20 protein-coding genes are annotated in these 18,254 nt (G+C 64.6%); 10 read left to right on the top strand and 10 right to left on the bottom strand.

The features are described from left to right. Positions 1–722: 722 nt before the first annotated feature. Positions 723–1,076 carry a hypothetical protein gene (locus AB8P05_RS31820; RefSeq protein ID WP_472762213.1) on the bottom strand — a complete coding sequence of 118 codons (354 nt, stop codon included), beginning with the start codon at positions 1,074–1,076 and terminating at the stop codon, positions 723–725. 215 nt (positions 1,077–1,291) lie between these two features. Here AB8P05_RS31820 and AB8P05_RS31815 point away from each other — a divergent pair, with 215 nt between their 5' ends. The 9 genes from AB8P05_RS31815 (at position 1,292) to AB8P05_RS31775 (ending at position 7,501) form a co-directional block, all read left to right on the top strand. Continuing rightward, complete coding sequence (locus tag AB8P05_RS31815) at positions 1,292–2,044, top strand: phage tail protein (protein ID WP_472762212.1); 753 nt, start codon at positions 1,292–1,294, stop codon at positions 2,042–2,044. 125 nt (positions 2,045–2,169) lie between these two features. Continuing rightward, complete coding sequence (locus AB8P05_RS31810) at positions 2,170–2,367, top strand: hypothetical protein (protein WP_472762211.1); 198 nt, start codon at positions 2,170–2,172, stop codon at positions 2,365–2,367. After that, positions 2,352–2,945 (top strand): 2OG-Fe(II) oxygenase, encoded by a 594-nt coding sequence (locus AB8P05_RS31805; protein ID WP_472762210.1) that lies wholly within the window; start codon positions 2,352–2,354, stop codon positions 2,943–2,945. The genes AB8P05_RS31810 and AB8P05_RS31805 overlap by 16 nt, the downstream gene beginning before the upstream one ends. Before the next feature lie 67 nt (positions 2,946–3,012). Beyond that, complete coding sequence (locus AB8P05_RS31800) at positions 3,013–3,780, top strand: hypothetical protein (RefSeq protein WP_472762209.1); 768 nt, start codon at positions 3,013–3,015, stop codon at positions 3,778–3,780. Beyond that, positions 3,777–4,355 (top strand): hypothetical protein, encoded by a 579-nt coding sequence (locus AB8P05_RS31795; RefSeq protein ID WP_472762208.1) that lies wholly within the window; start codon positions 3,777–3,779, stop codon positions 4,353–4,355. The genes AB8P05_RS31800 and AB8P05_RS31795 overlap by 4 nt, the downstream gene beginning before the upstream one ends. Positions 4,356–4,519: 164 nt before the next feature. Beyond that, a complete protein-coding gene (locus AB8P05_RS31790) occupies positions 4,520–5,011 on the top strand; it encodes an RT0821/Lpp0805 family surface protein (RefSeq protein WP_472762207.1) in 492 nt (163 codons plus the stop codon). A gap of 89 nt (positions 5,012–5,100) precedes the next feature. Continuing rightward, complete coding sequence (locus AB8P05_RS31785; protein WP_472762206.1) at positions 5,101–5,793, top strand: hypothetical protein; 693 nt, start codon at positions 5,101–5,103, stop codon at positions 5,791–5,793. Continuing rightward, positions 5,709–6,941, top strand: a complete 1,233-nt coding sequence (locus tag AB8P05_RS31780; RefSeq protein ID WP_472762205.1) for a hypothetical protein — start codon at positions 5,709–5,711, stop codon at positions 6,939–6,941. The genes AB8P05_RS31785 and AB8P05_RS31780 overlap by 85 nt, the downstream gene beginning before the upstream one ends. A 2-nt stretch (positions 6,942–6,943) precedes the next feature. Further along, the gene (locus AB8P05_RS31775) at positions 6,944–7,501 is read left to right on the top strand and encodes a hypothetical protein (protein ID WP_472762204.1); all 558 of its coding nucleotides are present in this window, start codon (positions 6,944–6,946) and stop codon (positions 7,499–7,501) included. A gap of 97 nt (positions 7,502–7,598) precedes the next feature. Here AB8P05_RS31775 and AB8P05_RS31770 read toward each other — a convergent pair whose 3' ends face one another. From AB8P05_RS31770 to AB8P05_RS31760, 3 genes are read right to left on the bottom strand one after another with little or no spacing between them, the layout of a single operon-like run. Beyond that, positions 7,599–8,225 (bottom strand): aldo/keto reductase, encoded by a 627-nt coding sequence (locus AB8P05_RS31770; protein ID WP_472762276.1) that lies wholly within the window; start codon positions 8,223–8,225, stop codon positions 7,599–7,601. 29 nt (positions 8,226–8,254) lie between these two features. Beyond that, complete coding sequence (locus tag AB8P05_RS31765) at positions 8,255–8,566, bottom strand: aldo/keto reductase (RefSeq protein ID WP_472762203.1); 312 nt, start codon at positions 8,564–8,566, stop codon at positions 8,255–8,257. Between the two features lie 18 nt (positions 8,567–8,584). Then, entirely contained in the window at positions 8,585–10,567 is a 1,983-nt protein-coding gene (locus AB8P05_RS31760; protein WP_472762202.1) for a B12-binding domain-containing radical SAM protein, read from the bottom strand. Positions 10,568–10,810: 243 nt separating this feature from the next. On the opposite strand from AB8P05_RS31760, the gene AB8P05_RS31755 reads away from it, so the two are divergent. Next, positions 10,811–11,209: an NUDIX hydrolase gene (locus AB8P05_RS31755; protein WP_472762201.1), complete on the top strand. Its 399-nt coding sequence runs from the start codon at positions 10,811–10,813 to the stop codon at positions 11,207–11,209. A gap of 70 nt (positions 11,210–11,279) precedes the next feature. On the opposite strand, the gene AB8P05_RS31750 is transcribed toward AB8P05_RS31755, so the two are convergent. From AB8P05_RS31750 to AB8P05_RS31725, 6 genes are all read right to left on the bottom strand, one after another. Further along, a complete protein-coding gene (locus tag AB8P05_RS31750) occupies positions 11,280–12,242 on the bottom strand; it encodes an IS630 family transposase (protein WP_472762200.1) in 963 nt (320 codons plus the stop codon). 136 nt (positions 12,243–12,378) lie between these two features. Further along, positions 12,379–13,278 carry an NAD-dependent epimerase/dehydratase family protein gene (locus AB8P05_RS31745; protein WP_472762275.1) on the bottom strand — a complete coding sequence of 300 codons (900 nt, stop codon included), beginning with the start codon at positions 13,276–13,278 and terminating at the stop codon, positions 12,379–12,381. A 63-nt stretch (positions 13,279–13,341) separates the two neighbouring features. Then, entirely contained in the window at positions 13,342–15,600 is a 2,259-nt protein-coding gene (locus tag AB8P05_RS31740; RefSeq protein ID WP_472762199.1) for a glycosyltransferase 61 family protein, read from the bottom strand. A 44-nt stretch (positions 15,601–15,644) separates the two neighbouring features. Then, positions 15,645–16,583, bottom strand: a complete 939-nt coding sequence (locus AB8P05_RS31735; protein WP_472762198.1) for a methyltransferase domain-containing protein — start codon at positions 16,581–16,583, stop codon at positions 15,645–15,647. A gap of 29 nt (positions 16,584–16,612) precedes the next feature. Continuing rightward, the gene (locus AB8P05_RS31730; protein ID WP_472762197.1) at positions 16,613–17,488 is read right to left on the bottom strand and encodes a transketolase family protein; all 876 of its coding nucleotides are present in this window, start codon (positions 17,486–17,488) and stop codon (positions 16,613–16,615) included. Continuing rightward, entirely contained in the window at positions 17,472–18,254 is a 783-nt protein-coding gene (locus tag AB8P05_RS31725) for a transketolase (protein WP_472762196.1), read from the bottom strand. Before AB8P05_RS31725 ends, AB8P05_RS31730 begins: the two co-directional genes overlap by 17 nt.

The following is an 18,254-nucleotide window of genomic DNA, read 5'->3' as shown; positions in this document are numbered from 1 at the left end:
CCCGCCAGCAGCCCGAAAAGGGGAATATCAAACCAACCGGAGATTTCTAAAAAAGAAACCGATCATCCGCAACATGCGAATATGTGCCTAAATGTAGCACGAAGTAGAATGTCATTCATGCGACATCTGCAACTGAAGGACGGTAAGCCGCGCAAAAAATTCGGCAAAGGGAACAAGGCGCCCGGTGCATCTTGCCCCTGCGCGGGAGTGGGGCCGGGCTTTTGCACGGCTCCCCCGATTTTGGAGAAGAACAGTTAAGAAAGTTTTGCTTGCGGATCGTCGGCCTGACGTGGCGTGACGGTGGAAAGGCCAAAGGGACGCATATCCATGTATGCGCTACTCTTCGGAAAATCCAAATAACTCAGGTTTCATGGGCAATTCTACTCGGAAAGTGACGAAAACTCGATTTGACAGGCTTTCAATTCCGGCAAAACAGTGCCTTTGCAGGGACAGGGCCGTGGAAGAGGGCCGGTCGGGGGAGTCAAGCGGCTTTTGGGTGGGAAAACAGGCCAATCTCTCCGCGATTTCCGATTCCACGCTTTTCCGTCACTCACCGGCAGGGGAAGACTCCGGTGCCGGCAGCCTTTTCACGACCCCTGAAATCGGGCCATCGGTCAGCAGGATCGTGGTCGAGCAGTTCAGCCATTCGGCTCGCGCCCTCATAGTTCCGACTACGGCATGCAGAAAGCTCAGAAGCCAGTAAGGCACTGGAAGCAAGACACCTACTCGGCCGTCATTCCTGCCGACGCGGGGATGGCGGCCGAAAGAAGCTCGTGATCAGGTCCGATGCAAAGCGGTTCAAACTCGAAGCGTTTCTCAGAAAGATTCACAAACTCCGACCCTAATTTTCTCTCTGCCGCGGGCCTTTTCTTTCGGGACCACCTGCGGAGGCGCCATGCGGGAGTTCGCCGAAAAACCTCTTCCGTCTGCCGCCGACGCTTCAATTCGCCACCTTGTGGTGCCATGTCCATGATCGGCAAGGCGTTCTTCCCCAAATCATCCATGCGAATTGCAAATGGACATAATGCATATGGATGGCAGGGAAAATTTTTATGACTTGCGATTTCTATGGCCATCGGTGAGTTCTTTTTGAATTCTCCTATTGATATGTTTTTTTTGTAACAAATTCACCTAATGGGTTTGCCTGTGGAATTTTTGTCACAAAAAGTAGCAAAAATATCCAATTGAAAACCTGGAATCTGCCTATAAAGTTGATGCGCCGCCGCTTACACACTCAAAAAATGTAAGCATCAGACAACTATGTATTTTAATCACATGGAGAGGAATTCAAATGGGCGACGCAATGCTTGGCACCATCTTGATTTGGCCGCTGCGCTGGGTGCCGGTCGGTTGGCACCTGTGCGACGGTTCCCTTTTGAACATCCAGACTTACGCAGCCCTGTATTCCCTGATCGGCACCATCTATGGCGGTAACGGCAGCACGACCTTCGGTCTGCCGGATCTGCGCAACCGCGTTCCGGTCGGCGCCCCCACCGTGTCGGGCGCGAGCGGCACGGGCTTCGGCGCCCCCAGCGCCACGTTCAACATCAGCTCGAGCGGCCTGATCCAGGCTACCAACCTGCCGCAGCACACCCACACCGCCAACTTCACCCCGACCACCGGCCCGGTCAACTTCACCATCCCGGCGACCACCGGCAATCTGGGTGTGAACGCGACGCTGAACGCGGTTTCAGCGCCCCCCGCCGGTTCCCAGACCTCGGCGCCGTCAGACGGTTCGCTGCTGTCCACCGCCGTGGCGACGACGGGCAGCAACGCACCGAAGATTTATGTCCCGTCCGGCACCGCCGGCACGACCGCCAGTCTCGGCGGCATCAGCGCGACCCCCACGGGCACCCCCGGCACCCCGGCGCTGTCCGGCACCGTCACCGCCGTCAACGGCGGCACCGTTGCGGTCCAGCCGTTCGGCTCCACCACGCCGACGCCCTTCACCGTGACCGGTGCCGGTTCGGTCAACGTGACCCAGCCGTCCCTTTACCTGAACTTCATCATCGCCATCGAAGGCATCTATCCGCAGCGCAACTGATCGCCCGATCGGCTGCCGTACGGAAGGCTCCGTCACCAGGACAGGCACGGCCCGCATCCGGGCCGTGCCGTTCCGGTGCCGGATACGGCATCTTTCACAGGTCTTCCATCCTTCGGGTTCGTTCCATGCGCTCCCTGCTTTCCGGCGTCACTCCAGCCGACATCCGGACCGACCCGTTCCCCCACATCGTCCTGTCCGACGTGCTGGACGAGGACACCCACCGTGCGCTGAACACGGGATTCCCCGGCTTTGCCCAGATCGGCTGGGCCACCCCCGGCGCAATCCGGGCAGCAACCGCCGCTACCAGATGTCCGCGTGGCTGATCATGAACCATCCCGGCCTGTCCCGGCCGTGGAAGGACTTCATTCGGCGGCACAGCTCGCCGGAATGGTTCGCCGAGGTGGCCGCCCTGTTCCGCGACCATTGGCCGGATGATCTGAAGCGGGCGCTGGGCGGCGACCTGCTGGGGCATGAAATGGGGCTGATCCTGCGCGACGACTTCACCAAGGCGCGGATCCTGATGGACGCCCGGGCGGAGATCAACACGCCCGTAACCGGTCCCCCGTCCTCTCCCCGCGGAGCGCATCTGGACACGCCGAACCGGCTGTTCACCTGCCTCTACTATCTGCGGCGGCCGGAGGACGACACGGCCGGCGGCGACCTGGAGCTGTTCCGCTGGAAGGATGGAGCCGTCGGCCGCCTGGACGGCTTCCAAGTGCCGGCCGATGCGGTCGAGCGGGTGGCGGTCATTCCCTACCGCGCCAACCGGATGGTGATCTTTCCGCAAAGCATCCATGCCCTGCATGGGGTCGGCATCCGCCCGACCACCCCGCACACCCGCCAATATGTCTTCATCAGTGCCGAGATCGCCGAGCCCTGGCTGACGGCGCCGGCCGCCTGAACCGTCCCGGGCGCCGCTCTTCGGCGATCGGTTCCGGGATAGCCGCCTGAGCATGGGGGTTCCAAGGATGCGTCTTCTGGTCCACGGCATGCAGTCGAGCGGTGCCACCGCCTTCACCCTGTTCCTTGCCCAGCGTCCGGGCTGCCTGGCGCTGGTCGACGTGCTGAACAACTACGCGGCACCCCGGGTGGAGACGCCGCTGGACATGGTGGTCAAGACGGTGGTGACCACCGCCTATCCGCTGGCCGTCCATGCCGAACGCTTCCGCCCCGACAGGACCCTGCTGCTGCTGCGCGACCCGCGGGACAATTACCGGAGCCTCAGGAACAAGCACTATCGCAACCACTCCGGCCTGATCCATGAGAAGTTCGCGCTCCTCGAGCGGCTCTTCACCGAACGCGCCCGCTTCGACGCGGTGGTCCATTACGAAGACTTCGTTGCCCGCGATCCTGCCGTCGTCGCGACATTGGACCGGCTGGGGTGGCCGGTGCAGGAGAGTTTCTACGAGTATCGCCGCCGCCACGAGGAATTGGCCGGCGCCTTGTGGCGCCATGTGCCGGACCTGTTCGAGCACATGGAGTTCGCCTTCGGCAACGTGCAGGGGCGGAGCGTGTCCGACAAATTCCTCGACAAGCCGAAGGACCCGGATCTGGACCTGGATCTGGACCCGCTGCTGAACGAACTCTGTCCATCTCTGCTCGCCCATTACCGGGACCGCTCGGAAGAGCGGGGGCATGCAGGGCAGGCAAGGGAGGGGCCGCTTCCGGAGCATGGCGGAAGGCCGCAGCAAGAGAACGGTTTTTCACAAGGCATCTGTTTTGGAGAGGGCGGATGAAGCATCCGGAAGCATTGGAACCCGTCGTCGCATTCCTGCGCGGCATCGGCATGGAGATCGAGTATGGCGAGGGAGCCCATGGCGGCTTCCTGCCGGGCGTGAACATCCACGCCGGCGTGATCCATGTCGACCCCGGCACCTTGCTGGAGGCAGGCGACGTCCTGCACGAGGCCGGGCACATCATCGTCCTGCCGCGGCGCTACTGGCCCCGGATGGAAAGCGATCTGCAGGCAAGCATCGAAGCGATCGTCGCGGAACAGAGCGGGCCGGACAAGACCCCGGATCCGCTGGTGGCACGGGCCGCACAGCAAGGGGAGCAGATGGCCCAGGCCTGGTCCTACGCCGTCGTCCAGCATCTGGGGCTGCCGCAGGAATGCCTCTTCTTCCCCGGGTCCTACCGGATCGGTCCGTACGAGGGGACGCACCCGTTCCAGGCCTGGATCGAACAGGGAAGCCATTTCGGGCCGCTGTTCCTGGCCGGAGCCGGCCTGACCGGCTATTCCGGCCTGTTCGCCTACATGGGCGACAACGGCTTGGCCCCCTTTCCCCGGATGACCCGCTGGACGGTGGACTGAGCGGCTCCCGGCCTCTTCGATGCAGGCCATGGCAGGCGTCCCGCATCCCGCTGGCGGATACGCCGGAAGGGGGCACGGGACGGCCCTATGAGGGCTGCTGCACAAACGGCGCCGCTTGCGCTATAAGCAGGGGAACGACCCTCGGAAAAGATAGAGAGCCTCCGATGCGTGCCCAAACCCGTCTTCCCCGGATCGCAGCCGTCGCGCTGCTTGCGCTGTCGACCACGCTGGCCGGCTGCCAGACAGGCTCGATGGGCAGCAAGGAGGGGTTCGGCACCGTCGGCGGCGCCGTGGCCGGCGGTCTGATCGGCTCGCGCTTCGGCGGCGGCTCGGGCAAGCTGGTGGCGGTCGGCATCGGCACGCTGCTGGGCGCCTTCGCCGGCCGCGAGATCGGCGCCTCGCTGGACCGTGCCGACCAGCAATATGCGGACCGCGCCGCCTATCAGGCCTACAGCGCGCCCATCGGCCAGCGGATCAGCTGGAACAACCCGCAGTCCGGCAACCAGGGCGTCATCGTCCCGGTGCGCGACGGCTATGATGGCTCCGGCTCCTACTGCCGCGAGTTCCAGCAGACCATCGTCGTCGGCGGCCGCACCGAACAGGCCTTCGGCACCGCCTGCCGCCAGCCCGACGGGTCTTGGAAGATCGTGGGGTGAGGGCGCCAGACGGAGCGTCGGCTTTCCTTCCTCCGCTTGCCGGAGGAAGATGAGCGGCCTTCTCCCGTCGAACATTCCGGCCGCGTCCCATGACCCCGTCCAGCATCCTCGACCGTCAGCCTCTGCTGGTGTCTTTCGACGTCTTCGACACCCTGCTGCTGCGCCGGGTGGAACAGCCTGGCGACCTTTTCGAGGTGGTGGGAGAGCGGGCGCTCGCCGCGGGACTGATTGAGTCCGGGCTGACGCCCGTGCTGTTCCGTCTGGCGCGCGAGGAAGCGGAGCGCCGCGCCAGGTCCAAACTCGCAAGCGGAGAGGCGGGGCTCGACGCCATCCATGCCGAGCTTCGCCACCTCCTGTCCGAAACGGCCGATCCGGCGATGCTCGCAGCCCTGGAGCTGGAGGTGGAGGCCGAAGGGATCTTCGCCAATCCCCTGCTGCTGGGCGTGCTGCAAGACCTGTCGGCAGCGGGGATCCCGGTGGTCCTGTTGTCGGACATGTATCTGTCGCCCGCCGACCTGGCGCGGCTGCTGGCAGCAGCGGGGATCGGGCCGGAGCTTTATGGCCGCCTTCATGTCTCCGGCGCCGAAGGCTGCTCGAAACGGGATGGAGGCCTGTTCCGGCTGCTGCTGGCCACCCATCCCGGGATCCCCCCGGACGCATCATCCATATCGGGGATGACCCGCTGGGCGATGTCGCAATGGCGCGCACCGTCGGGTTGGAAGCGGTCCATTATGTGCCGGGATCGGGACTGGCACGCTTGCGCGAGCGCGAGCGGAGCCTGATGGGGCTGACGACCGTGGCGCCGCCCCCACCGCGACGGCTGGCCGCATTGGCCGGACGGGAGGATGCCTCGGAGGAGGCCTTCGCGCTGGAGTTCGGCGCCCTGGTGCTGGGACCGGCAGTGGCGGAATATTGCCGCTGGGTGGTCGAGGAATGCCGACGTCAGGGCATTCGCCGGATTGCCCCGCTTATGCGTGAGGCGGTGCTGTTCGCCCCGTTGATGCGCGGCTGGATCGCCCATCGCGGCTATGACATGGAGGTGGTGGCGCTCCATTTGTCCCGTCAGGCGCTGATGCCGCTGGAGTTGGCGGGGTTGGATGCCGCCACCGCCCGCCACATCCTGGGGGAACGGCCGCATCTGCCCTGGGACCGGCTTCTGGTCCAGGCGGGTGGCAAAGTTCCGGACAGTTTTCTGGACCTTGCCGGATTGACGCTGGAGGAGCTTCTCGCCAAGCCGACGGCGGAAGCCGGGACCGCTGCCGACCGCGTACTGGCCCTGTTCGACGACCTGGATCTGCGTGCCCGCGCCGCGCGCCTGAGCAAAGAGGCACGGGATCGGCTGCTCGACTATCTGGCGCAGATCCTGGGGCGGAAAGAGCCGGTGGCCCTGGTCGATCTGGGGGCTCGCGGCAGCACACCCGCCGCGGTGGCCCGGCTGCTGCCGGAGGGTCGGCGGCGCTGCCGTATCTTCCTGGCCTATGCTGTCGCCGACATCGTCCATCCTCTTGCCGACGGCATCGGAGTCCAGGTCTTTGCCGGACAAGATCGGATGGGCATGACCCTGGGCCGGGTGCTCTATCGCAGTCCGCAAATCCTGGAACGGGTGTTGACCGGGCTCGACGGTACGACGCTGGGCCATCGGCGGGATGCGGACGGGCGGGTGGTGCCGCTCCTGGCCGAACCACCGACGAAGGGCGAGGAGCGGCGGCTTCTGGCTTTGCTGCAGCAGGGCATCCGCCGCTATGCCGGCCTGATGACGGCCGTCTATCCGGCCCGCGGAGAAGGGGCGATGGTGACGGGGGGCAGGCCCTCCTGCCGCTCGCCGCCGCCCTGCTGCGACCGACCGCGCTGGAGGCGGACATCCTCGGCAGCCTTGCCTATGACCAGAACGACGGCACAGAAGGAGAGCGCGTCCTCTGCGACGCCATAGCCATGGCCGCCGTGCAGCCGCTGGCGGAGATGGAGGAGGGGCCGGTCCTGTCCCTGGCGCTGGGGCTGCGCCCGGCTCTCGCCCCCTGGCCGCAGGGCGCGCTGACCCGCCTGCGTCCCGGGATCTTCCACCAGCCGGCCGACAGGTTGGGGCTGGAGGGTGGGCATGGCCCGGTCTGCCGGGCGCTGGTCGGACGGGTTCAAGCCTTCGGGCTGACCCGCATCGTTGTACTGGCGGTTGGCGGAAATGGTGGAATGGGCCCGGACTTCATCCGCTGCGCCCGCGAGTCAGGAATTGAACCGCAGGGCTATGCCGACTTGATGCCTGATCTGGTCGGCTCTCGCAGCTTTCATGGGGTGCCGGTCCATGATCTCGACGACCTTCCGATTCCCGATGGCCCCATTCCTGATGGGGGCGGCTGGGAGGAGGTGGGGGTGGTCCTAGTCACCCTGGGCTATGCCGATCGACTCGCCGGCCTCGTTCGCAGCCGCTACGGAGCGGGCGGACGTCCTTTCCGCCTGATCGCACTGGCCCGGCCGGATTTGGAAAGGGTGAGCTAGGGCTTCGTACGTTTAATGTGAAACGCACGAAGCTCCAGCTTTATGTTTGGCGATCGGATTCATGCTTCAAATCGATCCCGATTTTACGCGATCCGAGCTAGGCGCGGACCGCATCCTGGGAACAGCGGCGTGCCACATCCAGAATTCGTGTGAAATCCGCCGGCGGGTAGGAGCCAAGATCGCTGGCGGCGATGTTTTCCGTCACGTCCCTTGGAGTCAAAAGGCCCGGAATGACGGCGGAGACCTCCGGAAAGGTCAGGCAGAAACGCAAGGCCGCCTCAACGCAGGCCTTCCGCTCCCGAGCCCCAGCCGCGTCGAGAACCCGCCGCGCCGCCTGCGACCATCGGGCGACCTGCGAACCGTTCCAGCGGCTGCGATGGTCTTCGGGAGGAAAAACCGTGTCCTCGGCGATTTCACCGGTCAGGAAACCGAAGCACAGCGGTGTGCGGGCGATAAGGCCGGTGCCGGCCCGTGCAACCGCATCCAGCAGCCCGCACTCGACAGCCCGGAGGTCAAGCATGCTCAGGTTGACCTGGATGACCGGGACCCGCCACTCCTCGACCATGGTCAGGGCATCGGCGGGAGAGTTGGCCGAAACGCCGAAGGCGCGGATCGTCCCCTCCTGCCGGAACCCCGCCAGCGTGTCCAGAACAGCCGGGTCCGACCGCAGGTCGGCGATGGACGGGCCATGCAGTTGCAGCAGGTCGATACGGTCGACGTCCAGGCGATGCAGACTGCCTTCCAGCGACCGCTTCAGGGCTTCGGCGGAGAAGTCCGGCTTTTTCCCCCTCCCACATGGCCGGCCTTGGTGGCGATCACCACCCGCTCCCGCCGCCCACGGATGGCTTGGCCGATCAGCCTTTCGCTGTGGCCCAGCCCGTACAGGCTGGAGGTGTCGATCAACGTGACGCCACGCCCGATGGCGCAATCCAACGCCGCCAGCGACCGTTCGTCGTCGGTTCGGCCATAGGACAGCGCATCCGACGACCAGCCGCCGATCCCCCAGGCGCCGAAGCCGATCTCCGACACCTGCAGCCCTGTGCGGCCGAGAGCCCTGTACCGCATGGAATCCGTCCCTGCTCGTCAGTAGTGCCCGGCCAGTTCCCGACCTTCCGAGGCGTTCAGCGTCAGGTAGGCGCCTTTCTTGTTCCCCCACCAGACGATCTCCCTGCACCAGAGCTGGAAATCGGTATAGGGGCGATGGGAGCGGCGGATATGGACCCGGTTGGGCCGGTGCTCCAGCGGAACCGGAACGCCTTTCACGACGCCATTGTAGAAATCGATGACGTTGTAGGCCATATCGACATGCTCGTCCTGCGTCAGGAAGGGCTGGTGCACCAGCCGCCGATTGATCATGAACGCCTCGCCCACGATCTCGTCCATGCCATCCTTGGCCGGATGCGCTGCGACCAGGGGCAGGAGAAGGGACTTGGCTTCTTCATAGAAGCGGTCCAGGCTTTTTTCCGCGGTCATCTTGATGAAGACATATTCGTCGGCAGGCCAATAGATTCCCAACCAGTCCGGTGCATAGGTGTATTCGGTGCCGCCGGCTTGAATGCCTGCCGCCTCGCTGATGAAGAAATCCCGGATTTCGCCCAGCAGGGGATAGCGCGAGCGGTCCACATCCATGAACATCTTGAACATGTCTGCGTATGAAACGCCGCAGAGATGATGAATGACGATCAGCGGAATCTGCAGGATCTTGTCGAAGTGGAGAAGCGCGCTCATCCATGCGATGGCCCGACAGCGCCGCCAGTCCTCGGCACTCATCGAATAGGTGGAGATGATCAGCTCCTGGCGCTCTTCGACATCATCCACCATCTTCAGCTTGTGGCCGTGGATGTTCACGATATCGGTCTGAACGGTCTTGATCGAATATTTCTGCAGATAGTCCGGCTGCCCCATCTCTGCGTTGGGCAGAATTGCACAGTTGTTGAACTGGATCCGGTTGTGCTGCCCGGACTCCAGCAGTTGATTGATTCCATCGACGAAGCTGTCATAGGTCTCGCCGGGAAGGCCGAGGATGATGTCGGAATAGGTTTCGACACCATCGCGGGTAAAGCGGCGCTGCAGTTCCAGGTAGGTTTCGAGCGAGATGTTGTCGCGACGGATGTTGACCAGCGCTTCCTGCGACAATGTTTGGATGGACAGGGCGACGCCCTTGTTCAGTCCGGCATCCGACAGGATTTTCTGGGTCTGATACGCCCGCTCGGTGGCATTCTTGGTATTCTGCACCGAGAAGCCTTCCGGATAGCCCGTGCGCTTCCGGTTTTCGGCGACCCTGCGCACGATATCGAGATCGCGTGCGATCATGCCGAAGTTGGCATCGCAGACAAAGACGTAGGCGATTTTCCGTTCCGAGAACCAGTCCGCTTCCTGGACCAGCCGGTCGACACCGAATTTCGTCACCTTGGCTGCCGTCGCCGACCCCCAGTCGCAATAGCTGCATTTGAATGGACAGCCCCGGTTGGTTTCCCACAGGCCGATCCAGCTTTCCTCCGGATGTGCGGCCATCAGGCGGTCGAAATAGCCGTTGAGGAAAGGAGAGGGAATTTCGTCGAGTTCGCGAATGCGCGCGACCAGGGGGTTGTACAGATACGCCCCGTCGGGCGTGATCTGGCTGGTGCCCGCGATGAACCGCCAGTCGGCGTGCGGATAGGCATCGAGAAAACGCGTGAAGGATATTTCCGCCTCGTTGTGGAAAGCCATGTCCAACTGCGGATTGGCGCGCAGGAACTCCTCCGGCTTATCGGGAACCTGCGGACCGCCAACGACGATGATCACCGACGGCTTCTTCCTCTTGAGGCGGCGGGCGACTTCAAGGGAGATGTTGGCATTCCAGACATACAGGCTGAATCCGACGACATCGGCGGCGATCAGGTGATCGACGATGCTGTCGATGGGCTGGCGCTTGTAAATCGGCTCCAGAAAGCGGTATCGCTCCGGGTCTTCGGAATGCTCTTCAAAATACGACTGCAGACATGCGACCGCATATGGCAGATAGTTCTGGCCAGAAAAGCTGTTATTGATCTGAACCATTCCAACGGTAAGCTGGGGCTTTTCCATTTTATCGCCAACTTCTTCCAGTGACGGTTGCATGGTCGCATTGACAGCATCGTCCAAAGTCTTATAGGCTCCGGATCAACGGCGATGTTAACGCTATTTGATTAAAGTGCCCATATCTTGACAAATCGTGTTTTTGAGACGCCCTGGTTCGCGGTCGATGAAATTCCGGCACGACCGGAATGGGGAATCGGGGCTTCGCCGTTTTATCGCATCACCTGCGAGGATCATGTCCTGACGATCCCGGTGACCGGCGACGGCTGCTTCATCATGGTCAGGCAATATCGTCCCGCCCGCAACGGGTTCACGCTGGAATTTCCCGCCGGCGGCATCGAGCGGGGGGAACCGCCCGAACAGGCGGCCCGGAGGGAGTTGCTGGAGGAAACAGGGTACGAAGCGGCCGAATGGGTTTCCGTCGGCCGCTCCGGCTTGGCCAACCACCGCGAGAACGCCGACTGCCATGTGTTTGCCGCCTTCGGTCTTTCGAAGAGCCGGCCTGCGGTCGAACAGGGCGTGGAAACCGTGATCGTCCGTCCCGAAGAACTGCGCCAACTGGCGCTCGAGAACCGCATGGACATGCTGGTGTCGCTGGGGGCGCTCTGTTTCGCCCGCATCCTGCTGGGCGACCGCATTCCCGCCTTATAGATCGGATCGCGCAAGATCGGAATCGATTTGGAGCGGGTATCCGATCGCCAAACATAAAGCTAGAGCATTTTCAGAATGAGTCTCCATACCCTGCGGCGCGGAAGTAGTTGGCGCACTCGTCCGGCTTGAAGTGTTCAAGGAGTTGGCCGATACGACGCCAGAGGCCATCGACTGTTCGCTCTTTGGCTTGGCGCAGCAGGGTCTTAAGCTTGGCGAAGGCCATCTCGATGGGATTGAGGTCGGGGCTGTAGGGCGGCAGCAGGAAGAGTTGGGCGCCGGACGCTTGGATGGCGGCGCGGACTTCGGCGGTCTTGTGGGCGGGCAGATTGTCGAGCACGACGATGTCGCCGTGCCGCAAGGTTGGGATCAGCACCTGCTGGACGTAGGCGAGGAAGGCCGCTCCGGTCATCGGCCCGTCGAGCACCATCGGCGCGGTCAGGCCGTCACGTCTCAGCGCGGCCACGAAGGTTGTGGTCTTCCAGTGCCCGAAAGGCGCCGAGGCAATCAGCCTCTGGCCGCGCGGCGCCCGGCCGTACAGCCGAGTCATCTTCGTGGAGGCGCCGGTTTCGTCGATAAAGACGAGCCGGTCGGCATCGACGAAGGGCTGGGCAGCCCGCCAGACCCGTCGACGGGCCGCGACGTCCGGTCGGTCCTGCTCGCTCGCCTTGAGTGTCTTTTTGAGCGTCAGCCCGAGCCGAACTATGGCCGTCCACAGCGCGCCGCTGCTCAGCCGGACGCCATGCTCGCTCTCCAGCCACGTCTGCATCGCCGCCAGCGTCATGTCCGAATGTGTCCGCAGATGGGCCGCAAGCGCGGTCTCCTGCTCTGGCGTCAGCTTGCGCGGGCGGTGGCCGCGCGACCGGCTGGCCGCCGTCTCGCCGGTGGTCCGGCGTCGGATCAGCGCCTTGTAGATGTAGGAGATGCTGACCTGGAACACCGAGCCGGCAGCGCGCACGGCCATGCCGCCATCAACCGCCGCCAGAACCCGGGACCGAAGATCGTCCGAATAGCTCTGCCCCTGACGCCATGCCATCGCTACCCCCAGACCGGAAATCCAGGAGCAGCGAATCATGCTACGACGGCAATGGGAATCCCTCTCAGCGATTCCAGGCAACCTGAGAACGCTCTAGCCTCGTGCGTTCAATATGAAACGCACGAGGCTGTAAAAGCTATTTTCCCGAGGCCACCATCCGCCGCCAGTTCACGGTATCGGTCAGCCCGTCGCGCAGCCTGATCGCCGGCGTGAAGCCCAGCATGTCGCGGGCCTTGGCGGTGTCCACCATCCGGACCGGAATCGCCGTCGGACGGTCGGCCTGGAACAGGATAGGCGCGGTGTGCCCAGCGGCTTCCAGAATGATCTCCGCCACCTCCCGGATCGTCGTCACCTGACCGTACCCGATGTTGACCGGGTCGCAGGACGGCAGCTTTTCCATGGCCAGAAGACAGCCACGGGCCAGATCGGCGACATGCAGGAAATCGCGGATCTCGTCGCCGCTTCCCCAGACGGTGAAGGGAGCCTCCCCCGCCAGTGCCCTGTCGATCAGCGCCGGAATGACATGGCAGGTCGCCGGATCGAAATTATCGTGGGGACCATAGACCGCGGTCGGGCGGACGATGACGATATTCGGGGCGTTCGTCTGACCATGGACGTATTCGCCCAGCCGCTCCAGGTAACGGCGCATCCATCCATAGCCGAAATATCCGGGGAAGACCGGACCAAGCCACATCTCCTCTTCACGAACCGGGTGGCTGGTGACCGGATATCCGGTGGAGGAGCCGAACAACAGGAGCCGCGACACGCCCGTATGCCACGCCGCTTCAAGAACATTGGCGGTCAAGGTCAAATTGACGGTAATGCCGCCCATCGCGGCTGCCGGCGAAACGCCGGCAGCACCGACGGTCCCGGCACAGTGGAAAACATAATCCGCCCCGTCCAGCAGGCGGCGGCAATCCTCCTGGTCGCGCAGATCCGCATCCACGATCCGCACCGCCGGGTCGAGGCCATGCACCGGCCGGCGGTGCCTGGACACCCGAACCTTTCCTCCGGCAGCCAGCAGCGCACGGGTCACATGGCGCCCGATGAAACCGCCGCCGCCGGTGACGACGCAACATTTGTCCCGAAAGAACACGGCTCACCAGCCCTCCATCAGCCATTCCGTCCCGCGGCGCTCCAAGCCATCCAGCGCGGTCCCCACCTCCCCCGGAGCATAGCGGGTGATCCAGTTCAGAGCCGTGTCGGGTTCTATGAAGACATCCTCGCCGTAAAGACGGTGGTGAAGGCAGCGTGCATAGCCGAAGACCAGCGGCATCGACCAATGCCAGATCTGACGGACCGCCTGATAGCGCGCAGCAAGGTCGAGAAGCCGGACACCCGGTCCGCAGAAGGGCATGTTGGCGAACTGCGCCCCGGTGGCGCCGGCGATCAGGCTGGCGGAAGCGAACAGCCGGATTGTGTCCGGGATCGACAGCCGGTCGGCCTGGAGCTTTTCCAGTCCGTGCCGGGCGAGCACATCGTCAAGGCCATCCTCGTCGGCGATGCGGTGCCGGTCGGGCCAATGGGCGGCACGGGACAGGAACAGCCGCGCATCGCCCGTTCGGGACGGACCGGCTTCCGGAAGCCCGCAGGCGCTCATCAGCGCCTTGCGGATCTGCCCGATGGCCAACCAATAGGACAGGTCGCGCGGGGCGTAGGATCTCCGGAAACGGATCAGGCAGGGGGATTGGGGAATCTCGCGGATCGGTGTTCCACCGAAGGCCAGGGCAAGCATCTCGCGCTGGTAGGGGGCATGGACAAGCGCATGGACCGGCAGGCTGCGCAGAGCGGGAAAACTGTGTGCCGCCATGGCCCGGGAAAGGATTTCCCACAGGAAATGCCCATAATTCTCATGCCCGCCGATGAAGACGGCGTCTTCCACCTCCACCACCTCCAGCCTGTGCGGGAGCCGTACCACCCAGTCCGGTCGCCGCAGGTCCCGAACCGGCCCCTGGACCGGCGACGGAATGACGGCAAGGGTAGCCGCAGAATGGCGTGGAGGGATTTGGCTGATCCGATGGCAGACATGGGCGTCGGCGGACACGATGTGGGCCGACGGCTTCCCCGCCCGGCTGCCGGCATCCCCCTGGACGACCAGAACGTCGAAATCCGTCGGCCCCGCCACGAAGATCCCATCCTCCCACAAGGCGAGTTCATCGGCCAGCTCGCGGGCGGCGGCCGGATGGGTGGACGGATCCAGAGCGCGGAGGATCCGCCCGGACGCAGGCGGCGGCGGTCCGGCGGAGGGCTGAGTCAATGCGGGATGGCCAGCAAAGAAAGCCCGGTAGGATCGGCCGCGCAACCGCAGGGGACGATCGGCAGACACCCGGAAAGCGCCGTCCGGGCGACGCGGCATCGGAACCGTGCCGGAAAGACCGTCGTCCGGATCCGCCAGGTCCCGCAAGGCAAGCGCGGTTTCCGCATCCGGCGCCATGGCATGGGCGGTCCGGGCCGCCAGACCTGCGGCGTCCGGATCTGACTCCGCCAGCGTCGCGGCCACCGACAGCCAATCCTCGACCGTCTCGGCGACGATCGACAGCCGCCGGGCGTTGCGGCGGGCGGCGGGGCCGTCCCCCAGCTCCACCGAGGCCGCAGCGATGGCGCGCAGGGCGTCGGGACTGCCCGGATGGCAGACGGACAGTTGGCGGATGGCCTGCCGCAGAGCGGCGGTTTCCCCCAGGAACAGCAGCGATCCGGCGGCGGCGGACTGGGCGGCCGGCGCGCATGCCTGATCCCGCAGCAGAAACAGCGCGTATTCCCGTTCCGGCTGCGGGATGCCGCGGGCGCGCAGGGACATCAGGCGATTGACGTGGGCCTCGGAAAGATCGGGCCGGGCGCGCAGGCAGATGTCCAGAAGCCGGTCCGCATCGTCCAGCCCACCCTCGCTCCGGCGCGCGCGGGCGAGGTTGCGCCACAGCTCGGCGAACCCCGGATCGACCGACAGCCCGTTCCGGTAGGCAGCCGTCGCGTCCGCCAGCCTTCCCTGTCCATAGCGGATGAGGCCGAGCAGCCGCCAGTCCGCCGCCCGTCCCGGCGGAGCGGCGGCCAGAGCCAGGACGGTCAAAGCGGCGGCATGGTCGAGCCGGGCGGCAAGGAACTCCAGGATGGCGACAGCGCGCAGGTCTTCGGCCGGCGCCTCCTGCGGCAGGGCCTTCGCAGCCGCCTGCGCGGCGGCAGAGGCCCCATCGCGCCGCAGGACGTTCAGCAGCGGTCCGGCCGCCGTTTCCTGGCGGAGAAACCTCGTCCAGGCCGCTGCCAGCAACCGGCCTGCCCGCTGATGGGAGATCACGAAGTCAGGAAGGCCTTCGAGGATGGCGAGGAACCGCCTCAACTCCCCGAAGGCGGCGCTGCCGGACATGATCTGCGGCAGGGTGGCATCATGTCCCGGTGATGCCGCAGGACTCATGGTGTCCGCGTCGCCACCGGGCGCCAGACCACGAGCGAATAGGCTTCATGATAGAGGCTGCCGAAGCCGAGACGGCGGGCATCGATCAGTTCGGCCTTTCCCGTCGCAGCCTGCTCCCGCACCCAGCCGAGATAGCCGTCGAGATAGCCGCGATGCCGGTGATAGCGCAGAGCCAGATGGTCGAACAGCAGGCCGGAATCGTAAAAATCGGCGATGGGCTCCATGCTGACGACCAGCGCCGGTCCCTTTTCCAGAAGCCAGCGGGCGAAGATGTCGAAACGTCCGCCGGTCTGCTCCAAGGCGGCGAAGGTCATGGCGACGGTGCCGGCCGGAAGATCGAGGCCGGGATCTGGAGCGAAGAAGTCGAAATGCCGACCATGGAGGTCGAGGCCATGGCGCTCGCCGATGCCGTTCACCAGGGCGACCGCCGAGGGCGACCAGTCGAGACCGACCAGGGGCAGGCCGGGAAACAGGCGTCCGGCCGCCGCCAGGTTGAAGCCGCTGCCACAGCCGAATTCCATGACATGTCGGGCGGACGGCAGGTAACGGCTGAGCAGCCACTGGCGCAGCACGCCGAACCACGCGGTTTCGAAGCGGGGATCATCCGGCCGGGCATAGTCCCCCTCCAGCCGGATCACCGGATGCGCCCCCATGAACACGGGATTGAGCGCATCCAGGTTGCCGTCGGCATCGATGAAGGCCTGCTTGGCATCCGACCAGCAGCGCTCCCACACGTCGCTGCGATGTTCCCCCACCCTGGTAAAGCCGTCCAGCCGGTCGAGGATGCCGAGAACGACCTCGTCACGTTCCGTTTGGGACAGGCGGCGGTAGCGGAAATCGAAGTCGGCCGCAGCCGCGGCGATCACGGAACGCTCCTCGCGCGAAGCGCCGAAGCATCGGATGAAATCGTCGGGACCGAAGGTCAGGCTGTCCATGGTGATGTTCCTGTTGCCGCCGCTCTGTCTCAGGAGGGAAGGCCGGCCATCATGCCTTCGACCGCCCGGCGGATGCCGGGAGGATCGAGAGCCAGCTTGGCGCGGATGTCGTGCACCGTGCCGTACCAGCCGCAGAAGATGTCCGGCAGCCCGTGATAGGCGGTCCACAGGCCCGGTACCTCGTTGATCGCCTCGCGCAGGCCGAAGGCGTCATGCACCACGAGAATGCGGGTGTGACGGAAGCGTTCGACGACGGCGCGGTCGATCGGCTTGATGGTGTGGAAATAGGCCAGGTTGATGGGAAGATCCTGCACCGCTTCCAGAACATTGGGAAGCAGCGGCCCGGCCGTCATCACCGTCACCCCGGCCCCGACGTCCTTGAGGACCGTCCCCTTGCCGAACGCCGTTTCGGTCTTCAGCGTGTGCGGATGATCGGACAGGCGGAAATAGGTGGTCTTGCCGTTGGCATACTGGCTGCGCAGCAGGGACTCCAGCTCGTCCTCCGAACCCGGCTGCAGCACCTCCGTGTCGGGCAGCATCCGCAGGGTCGCAAGGTCGATGTGGGTGTGGTGCGTCGCCCCATCCCAGGCATAGTCGAAGGACGCCCCGCAAGTCACGATGTTGCCGCCGAAACCGTTGTAGCACATGTCGAGCTTGATCTGCTCGACGCTGCGGTCGGTCAGGAAGGGCGCGATCGTGTGGACAAAGGGCCGGAAGCCGGTGGCCGCCATCCCCGCCGCCACGCTGATCAGCGTGTTCTCGCAAATCCCCATGTTGTAGAGGCGATTGGGGAACTGTTCCTTAAAGCGGATGAACTGGTAGACGCTGACGTCACCCAGGATCACCGCGACCTTTTCGTCTTCCTGCGCCAGGGCGGTGACGACGTTCTTAAACCGTCCACGCATCCAGTTCCTCCATCAGCTTGTCCAGGGTTTCCTGATCGGGGGACTTGCGATGCCACTCATGCATGTTGTCCACCAGGGTCCGGCATCCCCAGCCTTTGCGGGTATGGGCGATGACCGCATTGACCTTGCCCGGCCGCGGAGCCAGGGCGGCCTGCAGGGCATCGACATCGTGCCCGTCGACCTCGACCACGTCGCAGCCGAAGGACGCCAGACGTTCGCCCGGGTTGGGAATCGGCAGACAGCGGACCTGGGACTGGTTGGCGTCGTAGATGACGGTCAGATTGTCCAGTTCCTGGTGTGCGGCCACCATCACCGCTTCCCAGACCGACCCCTCGTTGGACTCGCCGTCGCCGATCAGGGTGAAGACGCGACGGTCGGAGCCGGCGATCTTCAGGCCCAGCGCCATGCCGGCGGCCAGCCCGATGCCGTGGCCCAGCGACCCCGTCGACGCTTCCACACCCGGTACCTTGTAACGGTCGGCGTGACACCCGAACGAGGATTCGTGCAGGCCGAAGCGGCGGACGCCGTCGATGGGGAAATACCCCAGTTCCGACATCACGCAATACAGGCCGAGCGCCGCATGCCCCTTGCTGAGGACGAAGCGGTCGCGCCCGTCCCAGTCGGGCCGGGCCGGGTCGTGGCGCATGACGCCGTAGACGGCTAGCAGGCATTCGACAACGGAAAAGCAGGTCGGGATATGCCCATGTCCGCTGGAATGGGCGATGTCCAGAATATTGCGCCGGATGCTCAAGGCGTCCCGTCTCAT

The sequence above is a fragment of the Azospirillum sp. VT-I1 genome (genome assembly GCF_055698305.1).
The sequence above is the reverse complement of the archived record's forward strand: the minus strand, read 5'-3'. Positions and strand labels throughout refer to the sequence as shown.

What these genes read in the sequence shown, in the direction of transcription:
- AB8P05_RS31765 (WP_472762203.1), bottom strand. Translation starts at nt 8,566, where the DNA reads ATGCGGTACAGGGCTCTCGGCCGCACAGGGCTGCAGGTGTCGGAGATC.
- AB8P05_RS31740 (WP_472762199.1), bottom strand. Translation starts at nt 15,600, where the DNA reads ATGTCCGGCAGCGCCGCCTTCGGGGAGTTGAGGCGGTTCCTCGCCATC.
- AB8P05_RS31775 (WP_472762204.1), top strand. Translation starts at nt 6,944, where the DNA reads ATGGCCGCCGTGCAGCCGCTGGCGGAGATGGAGGAGGGGCCGGTCCTG.
- AB8P05_RS31725 (WP_472762196.1), bottom strand. Translation starts at nt 18,254, where the DNA reads ATGAGACGGGACGCCTTGAGCATCCGGCGCAATATTCTGGACATCGCC.
- AB8P05_RS31795 (WP_472762208.1), top strand. Translation starts at nt 3,777, where the DNA reads ATGAAGCATCCGGAAGCATTGGAACCCGTCGTCGCATTCCTGCGCGGC.
- AB8P05_RS31780 (WP_472762205.1), top strand. Translation starts at nt 5,709, where the DNA reads ATGGCGCGCACCGTCGGGTTGGAAGCGGTCCATTATGTGCCGGGATCG.
- AB8P05_RS31785 (WP_472762206.1), top strand. Translation starts at nt 5,101, where the DNA reads ATGACCCCGTCCAGCATCCTCGACCGTCAGCCTCTGCTGGTGTCTTTC.
- AB8P05_RS31760 (WP_472762202.1), bottom strand. Translation starts at nt 10,567, where the DNA reads ATGGAAAAGCCCCAGCTTACCGTTGGAATGGTTCAGATCAATAACAGC.
- AB8P05_RS31815 (WP_472762212.1), top strand. Translation starts at nt 1,292, where the DNA reads ATGGGCGACGCAATGCTTGGCACCATCTTGATTTGGCCGCTGCGCTGG.
- AB8P05_RS31735 (WP_472762198.1), bottom strand. Translation starts at nt 16,583, where the DNA reads ATGGACAGCCTGACCTTCGGTCCCGACGATTTCATCCGATGCTTCGGC.
- AB8P05_RS31750 (WP_472762200.1), bottom strand. Translation starts at nt 12,242, where the DNA reads ATGGCATGGCGTCAGGGGCAGAGCTATTCGGACGATCTTCGGTCCCGG.
- AB8P05_RS31790 (WP_472762207.1), top strand. Translation starts at nt 4,520, where the DNA reads ATGCGTGCCCAAACCCGTCTTCCCCGGATCGCAGCCGTCGCGCTGCTT.
- AB8P05_RS31805 (WP_472762210.1), top strand. Translation starts at nt 2,352, where the DNA reads ATGTCCGCGTGGCTGATCATGAACCATCCCGGCCTGTCCCGGCCGTGG.
- AB8P05_RS31810 (WP_472762211.1), top strand. Translation starts at nt 2,170, where the DNA reads ATGCGCTCCCTGCTTTCCGGCGTCACTCCAGCCGACATCCGGACCGAC.
- AB8P05_RS31730 (WP_472762197.1), bottom strand. Translation starts at nt 17,488, where the DNA reads ATGCGTGGACGGTTTAAGAACGTCGTCACCGCCCTGGCGCAGGAAGAC.
- AB8P05_RS31820 (WP_472762213.1), bottom strand. Translation starts at nt 1,076, where the DNA reads ATGGCCATAGAAATCGCAAGTCATAAAAATTTTCCCTGCCATCCATAT.
- AB8P05_RS31800 (WP_472762209.1), top strand. Translation starts at nt 3,013, where the DNA reads ATGCGTCTTCTGGTCCACGGCATGCAGTCGAGCGGTGCCACCGCCTTC.